Annotated in this window: 6 protein-coding genes and 1 pseudogene; 4 read left to right on the top strand and 3 right to left on the bottom strand. The window is 72.9% G+C overall.

Annotation, left to right across the window (positions count from 1 at the left end; genetic code table 11):
• Positions 1-47: 47 nt before the first annotated feature.
• Both AC3EQ1_RS26850 and AC3EQ1_RS26845 read right to left on the bottom strand, forming a co-directional pair.
• Positions 48-755, bottom strand: a complete 708-nt coding sequence (locus AC3EQ1_RS26850) for a hypothetical protein (RefSeq protein ID WP_432096914.1) — start codon at positions 753-755, stop codon at positions 48-50.
• Between the two features lie 789 nt (positions 756-1,544).
• Positions 1,545-1,724, bottom strand: a pseudogene (locus tag AC3EQ1_RS26845) (helix-turn-helix domain-containing protein); the annotation flags it as partial.
• Between the two features lie 179 nt (positions 1,725-1,903).
• On the opposite strand from AC3EQ1_RS26845, the gene AC3EQ1_RS26840 reads away from it, so the two are divergent.
• The 3 genes from AC3EQ1_RS26840 (at position 1,904) to AC3EQ1_RS26830 (ending at position 3,692) form a co-directional block, all read left to right on the top strand.
• A complete protein-coding gene (locus tag AC3EQ1_RS26840; protein WP_432096911.1) occupies positions 1,904-2,644 on the top strand; it encodes a DUF4232 domain-containing protein in 741 nt (246 codons plus the stop codon).
• Positions 2,645-3,033: 389 nt separating this feature from the next.
• Positions 3,034-3,393, top strand: coding sequence for a cupin domain-containing protein (locus AC3EQ1_RS26835; RefSeq protein ID WP_432096910.1), 360 nt, complete (start codon positions 3,034-3,036; stop codon positions 3,391-3,393).
• 5 nt (positions 3,394-3,398) lie between these two features.
• Positions 3,399-3,692, top strand: coding sequence for a hypothetical protein (locus AC3EQ1_RS26830; RefSeq protein WP_432096909.1), 294 nt, complete (start codon positions 3,399-3,401; stop codon positions 3,690-3,692).
• A 125-nt stretch (positions 3,693-3,817) separates the two neighbouring features.
• Here AC3EQ1_RS26830 and AC3EQ1_RS26825 read toward each other — a convergent pair whose 3' ends face one another.
• Positions 3,818-4,231 (bottom strand): pyridoxamine 5'-phosphate oxidase family protein, encoded by a 414-nt coding sequence (locus tag AC3EQ1_RS26825; RefSeq protein ID WP_432096908.1) that lies wholly within the window; start codon positions 4,229-4,231, stop codon positions 3,818-3,820.
• Positions 4,232-4,761: 530 nt separating this feature from the next.
• Between AC3EQ1_RS26825 and AC3EQ1_RS26820 the strand changes: the two genes are divergently transcribed.
• Entirely contained in the window at positions 4,762-7,452 is a 2,691-nt protein-coding gene (locus AC3EQ1_RS26820; protein ID WP_432096907.1) for an ATP-dependent Clp protease ATP-binding subunit, read from the top strand.
• Positions 7,453-7,708 lie beyond the last annotated feature (256 nt).

Raw genomic sequence — 7,708 nt, 5'->3', positions numbered from 1 at the left:
TCCCCCCCGTCCCCTGTCGTGTGCCGCCGGGGGCCCCGGCGGCGGTGCTACTGATCCGATTCGTTGCGGATCCACTCGTTGCCGCCCAGCGGGTAGTCGTAGTGCGGGCTGCCGCCCGTGCCGCTGGTGCGGAACGGCTTGCCGTGGTCGTCGATGCGCACCGTGCCCTGCCGGTCGCCGCTGGACCAGCGGAGCTCCAGGTACCAGCTCACGTCGTGGGCCCGGGTGCCGGCGAGCACGTAGAAGACCTCGGGGTCGGACTCGCTGACCTTGTACGGGAAGTCGCGCTGTCCGTCCCGCGGCGAGGGCTGCGGGCGGCCGGCGTCGAGGTCGACGCCGAACGAGCGGGTGACGACGTCACCGCCGCAGCCGACGCCCATGCTGTACACGTTCCGGTCCAGCGGCGCCCGGCTGCTCACCACATGGACGTCCAGGCCCTGCACCACCACGGTGTCCTTCCCGGTGCCCTGGACGGTGAGTTCGACGAGCTGGTCACCGGCGGAGACCGCGTCCAGCGACCGCACCCACCTCGGGGCGTCCTGCTCGCCGGGCGGCGGTCCCACGTCGTCCGGCGAGCGGTCCACCAGGTACTTCCGGCTGCAGGGCGGGTTCTCCCAGGCGTAGGGGCGGGTGGCCACCGTCAGCGAGGCCGGGGCCGGGGAGCGGCTGGTGCGGGCGGACGGGGGATCCGCCGGCGAGGCCGGGCCCAGGCCGTCTTTGCCGTCCTTGCCGCCCTTGCCGCGGGACGCCGACACGCTCGGCTTCGCGGAGCGCGAGGGGGACGCGGAGGGAGATGCCGAGGCCCGGGGCGGTTCGTCGTCGGAGACGGTGTCGTTGCCGGCGGGGGCGCTGCCCGCGGGCCGGCCCATCTCGGGGCCCGAGATCTGGGCGACGACGAGCCCGGCGGCTCCGAGGAGCGCGGCGGCGGCAGCCGCGGCGAGGGCGAGCCGTCGTCCGGCCCATGCGCCGCCGCGCGCGCCGGGGCGGTCGCCGGCTCCGGGGCGGGTGCCGGGTGCGGTGCCGGGCGGGGCAGCGTCGGCTGCGCCGTCCCGCGACCCCGTATCGGCCCGCGGCCCTGCACCGGCCCCTGACCCCGCATCGCCCCGCGACCCCGTACCGGCCCGTGACCCTGTACCGGCCCGTGACCCCGTGACGGCTCCCGGCGCCGGAGCGTCGGTCCGGTCCGCCGTGGATTCCGGTTCCGGCCGGGCGCGTGGATGCGGGACGGTGTGTGCCTCCGCAGCAACGGGGCCTCCCGGGGCAGGGATTCGGACCGCGGACGCGTGCGTCGTTCCGGGAGTCCCGGGCCCGCCGTCGGGCGACGGGTCTCTCCGGCCCGCGTCGGCCGCGGGGTTCGGTCTTCCGCCCCCGGCCGGTGGACCCTGCCGGTCCGCAGCCGCCGCCCCCTGCCGGTTTCCGCCGGCCGCCCCCGCCGATCGGCGTTCGTGCCGTCGCGCGGCGTCCGCCACCACCCACCGCCGGTGCAGCTCCAGGAGCTCCTCCGGTGTCGCCTTGCACAGCCGGGCGAGCCGCTCGATGGGTGCGTATTCCGCCGGTACTGCTTCCCCGTTGCAGTAGCGGTGCAGTGTCGACGCACTCATGTGCAGCCGCTTGGCCAGCGTGCCGTAACTCAGCCCGGAGCGGTCCTTCAGCTCTCGCAGATGCTGTCCGAACCCGGCCAACTCCTCAGCTGCCCCCACCGTTCCTCCATCCCATTCGAGCATTCGAGGCAAGGGAGATTCCCCAGCTCACAGCCGGTGCGAACGTTCGAGCCTCCCTGATGGTCCGGCAGGTCTGGCCGGTGGGACGAGGCTCGGCACAAGCTGCGGTCATCCAAGCACGCCGCCGCCGACCGGCCGGATGGCGTGCCGACCAATACACACCTGTGACGAACGGATCCGCCATGTCTGCCTTCATCAGCCGTCGCCGTACCGGCCTTCTCGCGGCCACCACCGCCGCCCTCGCCGCGCTCTCGCTCACCGCGTGCCAGGACAACCCTGCCCCGCGGGACGAGGGCGCCGCTGCCCCCGCCTCCTCGTCGCAGACCGCGCAGTCCGGCGGCGGGACCACCGACGGTGCGAAGTCCGGTGGCGGAGCGCAGGGTTCGGACCCGTCCGGGAAGAGCGGCGACTCCGCCGACGCCCCGGCGCGGGGCGCCGAGCCGGGCGCGACCGCCAGGACGAACTCGGCCGCGAACGGCGGTTCGCAGCAGACGAAGAAGCGCGCCGTGTGCACCGGCGCCAACACCAAGGTGACCGCGAAGCAGGTGACCCGTCCGCTCAACCACATGCTGATCACGGTCACCAACACCGGTTCCGGTCTCTGCGACCTGTACTACTACCCCGCCGTCCAGTTCGGTGAGGCCCAGTCCGTGCCCCCGGTGTTCGAGGAGAGCAAGCCGCAGGCGGTCACCACACTCGCGCCGGGCGAGTCCGGTTACGCGGGGGTGCGGCTGTCGGCCGCGGACGGCAGCGGCTCGGGCGGCCACACGGAGAAGTCCCTCGCGGTCTCGTTCTTCGACGCCCGCGCCAACGGCGTCGGCCCGGTCGCGCACCCCTCCCTGCCGAGCGCGGGCGTCCACATCGACGACTCGCTGCGCGTCACCTACTGGCTCGCCCGCGCCGAGGACGCCCTGGAGTACTGACCGGAACGGCACGAACGGCACGAACGGCACGAGCAGCAGAACAGCACGAGCAGCAGAACAGCACGACGGTTCACGTCCGCGGCCGGCGGCGGGGACCGGGGCGGACGAACGGGGCGGACGGCCGGAGGGGGCGAACGGAGGCCGCGGCGCGGTCGGTCTCCGTCGGCCGGTCTCTGCAGGCCGGTCTCCGTCGGCCTGGCTCCGTTCGGTGGGAACGCCGGGCGGGCACTGCCCCGCCGGGTGGCCGGCCGCGCGATCGGACAGGGCGGTGTGTCCCCACGGGGGCACACCGCCCCGGCGTTTGTGGTGCGGCGACACCGGGGCGGCGGCTCCGGTCGCGCATCGGGTCGTCCGGCGAGCACGATGGAAGGGTGGCAAGGAGGCACGTCATGTTGGAAGTCAAGACGACCGAGAAGCCGGATGAACGGCGCGACTTCCCCCGGGGCCACCTCGAAGTCCTTCACCTGACCGGTCTGGACTTCGCCGTGGCCACCCTGGAGCCCGGCTGGCGCTGGTCGGAGTCCGTGGGCCCGATCGCCGGTACGGAGAGCTGCCAGATCCACCACACCGCGATAGTGGTGCAGGGGCGGATGCGCATCCGGATGAACGACGGTGCGGAGAGCGAGATCGGACCGGGTGACGTCTACGTCGCCTCGCCCGGTCACGACGCGTGGGTGGTCGGTGACGAGCCGCTCATCGCGTACGACTTCGCCGGGCAGACCGCTCAGACATTCGCCAAGAAGGGCTGATCGCGATGACGTTCGTCCAGATCATCGAGTACGAGACGACCCGGGCAGACGAGATGGAGGCGCTCTTCCAGTCGTGGTTGCGGGCCACCGAGGGCAAGCGCACGGTCACCCGTGACGCCCACACCCAGGACCGCGACGACACCCACCACTACGTGGACATCATCGAGTTCCCCTCCTACGAGCAGGCCATGGTCAACAACCGGCTGCCCGAGACGCAGAAGCTCGCCGAGCAGTTCCGGGCGCTGTGCACGGGGGAGCCGCGGTTCATGAACCTGGAGGTCATGGAGGAGCAGGCCTGAGCGGACGGCCCGTCCCCACGGCCGCCCGGCGCGGCCGGACAGCGGCCGGCCCGGCCTTGTGCGGCTTGGGCGCATCAGGTTCAGCCGCGTGAGGTTCGGCCGCGTGAGGTTCAGGCGCGTGAGGTTCAGGCGCGGCCGAGGGCGCGGTCGACCCGGATCTCGATGACGACCCGGTCCGGGTTCGGGGCCGGGGTGCGCTCGTAGCGCTCGGCATAGCGGCGCACGGCGTCCTCGACGAGCGGGGCCTCGGTACGAATGGTGGCCCGGCCCTCCAGCGTCGCCCAGCGGCCCCGGTCCATCTGGCAGACGGCGACGCGCGCGCCCTCCGGCCCGGCGGCCTGGACGTGGGCGACCTTCCGGCTGTTCTTGTTGGTGATCACCCGGGCCGTCCCGGCCTCCGCCTCGTAGGTGACGCCGACGGGCACCACGTGCGGGGTGCCGTCGGGGCGGAGCGTCGTCAGAGTGCACAGATGACGCTCCTGCCAGAAGGCGACGTACTCCGGGCCGGGGTCGCGGGGGTCACGCCGGGGAAGAGCCATGCTCCGACACTACCCAGCCGCGGGGGCGGCCCGGGCCGACGGGTGGCGGAGTCCGGGGGCGCCGGGGGGCGGGCTGCTGCAGGGGCGGCGCACGGGCCTGCGGGCGCCCGCCGGGGCTCCGGGATGTGCGCCGCATGAGTGCGATGCGGGCGGCGCGGCGTACTTGCTGACGAGCCGCCCGGTGCGGCGGTCGGCGTGAGGTGCGGTCTGATCCGCCGGCCTGTGGTGCGGGTGAGCGGGGGAGGGTGTGGTGCGGGCGTCCCGTGGAAACGGTGGTTCGGGGGCTTCATCGGCATCGGGAGGCCTTCTCGCAGGCGCCCTGCCCCTTCGAAACCGGGAGAGTCGGACGGGGGCCGGCCCCTGGAGGGTGAGAGCGAGCGGGACGGGAAAGCTCCCCGGTATATTCTTGAGTCGGATAGACTCAAGTTAGTGCAGGGTCAATCTGGCAGGATTGATGTGACCAGCCTTGATGTGGCCAGTACTGATGTGACCAGCAGGGTTGATGTGACCAGGAGGAGGAGCGGGCGCACGTGGATGCCGAGCTGACCAACAAGAGCCAGGAAGCCATCAGCGCTGCCAGCAGCCGTGCCGTGGCCGTGGGGAACCCGGACATCACCCCCGTGCACCTGCTGCTCGCGCTGCTGGAGGGCCAGGACAACGAGAATCTCCAGGACCTGCTCGCCGCGGTCGAGGCCGACCAGGCGGCGGTGCGCTCCGGTGCCGAGCGGCTGCTCGGCTCGCTGCCCAGCGTCCAGGGGTCCACAGTGGCACCGCCCGAGCCGGACCGCACCCTGCTCGCGGTCGTGGCCGACGCGGCGGAGCGGGCCAAGGAGCTCGGGGACGACTACCTCTCCACCGAGCACCTGCTCATCGGCGTCGCCGCCCGTGGCGGCGCCGCCGGAGAGCTGCTGGAGCAGCAGGGCGCGAGCGCGGAGAAGCTGCTCGAAGCCTTCGAGAACAGTCGTGGAGGACGACGCGTGACCACGCCCGACCCGGAGGGCACCTACAAGGCCCTGGAGAAGTTCGGTACCGACTTCACGGCCCTGGCGCGCGAGGGCCGGCTCGACCCGGTCATCGGCCGGGACCAGGAGATCCGCCGGGTCATCCAGGTGCTCTCCCGCCGCACCAAGAACAACCCGGTGCTGATCGGTGAGCCCGGCGTCGGCAAGACCGCCGTCGTCGAGGGCCTTGCCCAGCGGATCGTCAAGGGCGATGTGCCCGAGTCGCTGAAGCACAAGCGGCTCGTCTCGCTCGACCTGGGCGCGATGGTCGCCGGAGCCAAGTACCGCGGTGAGTTCGAGGAGCGGCTGAAGACCGTGCTCGCCGAGATCAAGGAGAGCGACGGCCGGATCATCACCTTCATCGACGAGCTGCACACGGTCGTCGGCGCGGGCGCCGGCGGCGACTCCGCGATGGACGCGGGCAACATGCTCAAGCCGATGCTGGCCCGCGGCGAGCTGCGGATGGTCGGCGCGACCACCCTCGACGAGTACCGCGAGCGGATCGAGAAGGACCCGGCCCTGGAGCGCCGCTTCCAGCAGGTGCTGGTCGCCGAGCCGTCCGTGCAGGACTCGATCGCGATCCTGCGCGGCCTCAAGGGCCGGTACGAGGCCCACCACGGGGTGCAGATCGCCGACTCCGCCCTGGTCGCCGCCGCCACCCTCTCCGACCGCTACATCACCTCCCGCTTCCTCCCAGACAAGGCCATCGACCTGGTCGACGAGGCGTCCTCCCGGCTCCAGATGGAGATCGACTCCTCGCCCGTCGAGATCGACGAGCTCCAGCGTGCCGTCGACCGGCTGCTCATGGAGGAGGAGTCGCTGCTGGCGGCGCAGGCCACCGAGTCGGCGGGGATGTTCCGCAAGAAGCAGGACCGGGAGAAGGACCTCTCGCCGGATGCCCGGGAGCGGCTGGACCGGCTGCGCAGGGACCGCGCCGAGAAGGAGGAGAAGCTCCGTGGCCTGCGGGCCCGCTGGAACGCAGAGAAGGAGATCCACACCCGGGTCGGCGATCTGAAGAAGCGGCTGGACGAGCTGGAGACCGAGCTCGAACTCGCCGAGCGCAAGGCCCCCGAGACCGGCGACTGGGTCACCCCCGGCCGGCTGCGCTCCGAGGTCATCCCGCAGACCCGCAAGGAGCTGGAGGAGGCGACCGTCGAGCAGAAGGCCCTGGAGGGCATGATCGGCGAGGAGGTCGGACCGGACGACATCGCCGATGTCGTCGCCTCCTGGACCGGCATCCCCGCCGGGCGGCTGCTGGAGGGCGAGACGCAGAAGCTGCTGCGGATGGAGGAGGAGCTCGGCAAGCGGCTGATCGGGCAGGCCGAGGCGGTCCGCGCGGTGTCGGACGCGGTGCGCCGCACCCGGGCCGGGATCGCCGACCCCGACCGCCCCACCGGCTCGTTCGTGTTCCTCGGACCGACCGGCGTCGGCAAGACCGAGCTGGCCAAGGCCCTCGCGGACTTCCTCTTCGACGACGAGCGGGCCATGGTCCGCATCGACATGAGCGAGTACGGCGAGAAGCACTCGGTGGCCCGGCTGGTCGGCGCCCCGCCCGGCTACGTCGGCTACGAGGAGGGCGGTCAGCTGACGGAGGCGGTGCGCCGCCGGCCGTACAGCGTGGTGCTGCTGGACGAGGTGGAGAAGGCCCACCACGAGGTCTTCGACATCCTGCTCCAGGTGCTGGACGACGGACGGCTCACCGACGGCCAGGGCCGGACGGTCGACTTCCGCAACACCATCCTCATCCTCACCTCCAACCTCGGCTCCCCCTATCTGGTCGACCCGGCGCTGAGCGAGGACGAGAAGCGGGCCAAGGTGATGGAGACCGTCCGCGCCTCGTTCCGGCCGGAGTTCCTCAACCGCCTGGACGACCTGGTGGTCTTCCACGCCCTCGGCGCCGACCAGCTCCAGCGGATCGCCCGGCTCCAAATCGCCCATCTGCAGCAGCGGCTCGCGGAGCGCCGGCTCACCCTCGACGTCACCGACGCCGCCCTGGAGTGGCTGGGCCGGCTCGGCTACGCCCCGGAGGGCGCGGCGGAGGAAGGGGACCGGGTGCCCGGCCCGGAGGCCGCGTACGGGGCCCGGCCGCTGCGCCGCCTGGTCCAGACGGCGATCGGCGACCGGCTGGCGAAGGAGATCCTCTCCGGCGCGGTGCAGAACGGCGACACGGTCCGGGTGGACCTGGACGGCGCCGGGCTGTCGGTGACCCCGGTCCGCTGAACCGGCGCACACCCGCTGAACCGGCCGGCACCCGCACGCCCGCACGCCCGGCACGCGCCGGGCGTGCGGTCCTCCCGCAGGGCATGCCGGGGGCGGGACGTTCCCGCGGAAGCCGGGCGGCCCCCGCCCCCGCGCCGCCCCGCCCCGCTGCACCGAACGGGCTGATCGTGCCGCCCGTGCCGGTGCGCGGCGGGCAGGGGTTGCCAGCCCCCGCCCGGCATGGGAGAGGATGGGAGGAACCGTACGAAGGGAAATC

This window comes from Streptomyces sp. bgisy100 (assembly GCF_057709105.1).
Note: the sequence above shows the minus strand (reverse complement) of the source record. Positions and strands in the feature narration are given on the sequence as shown.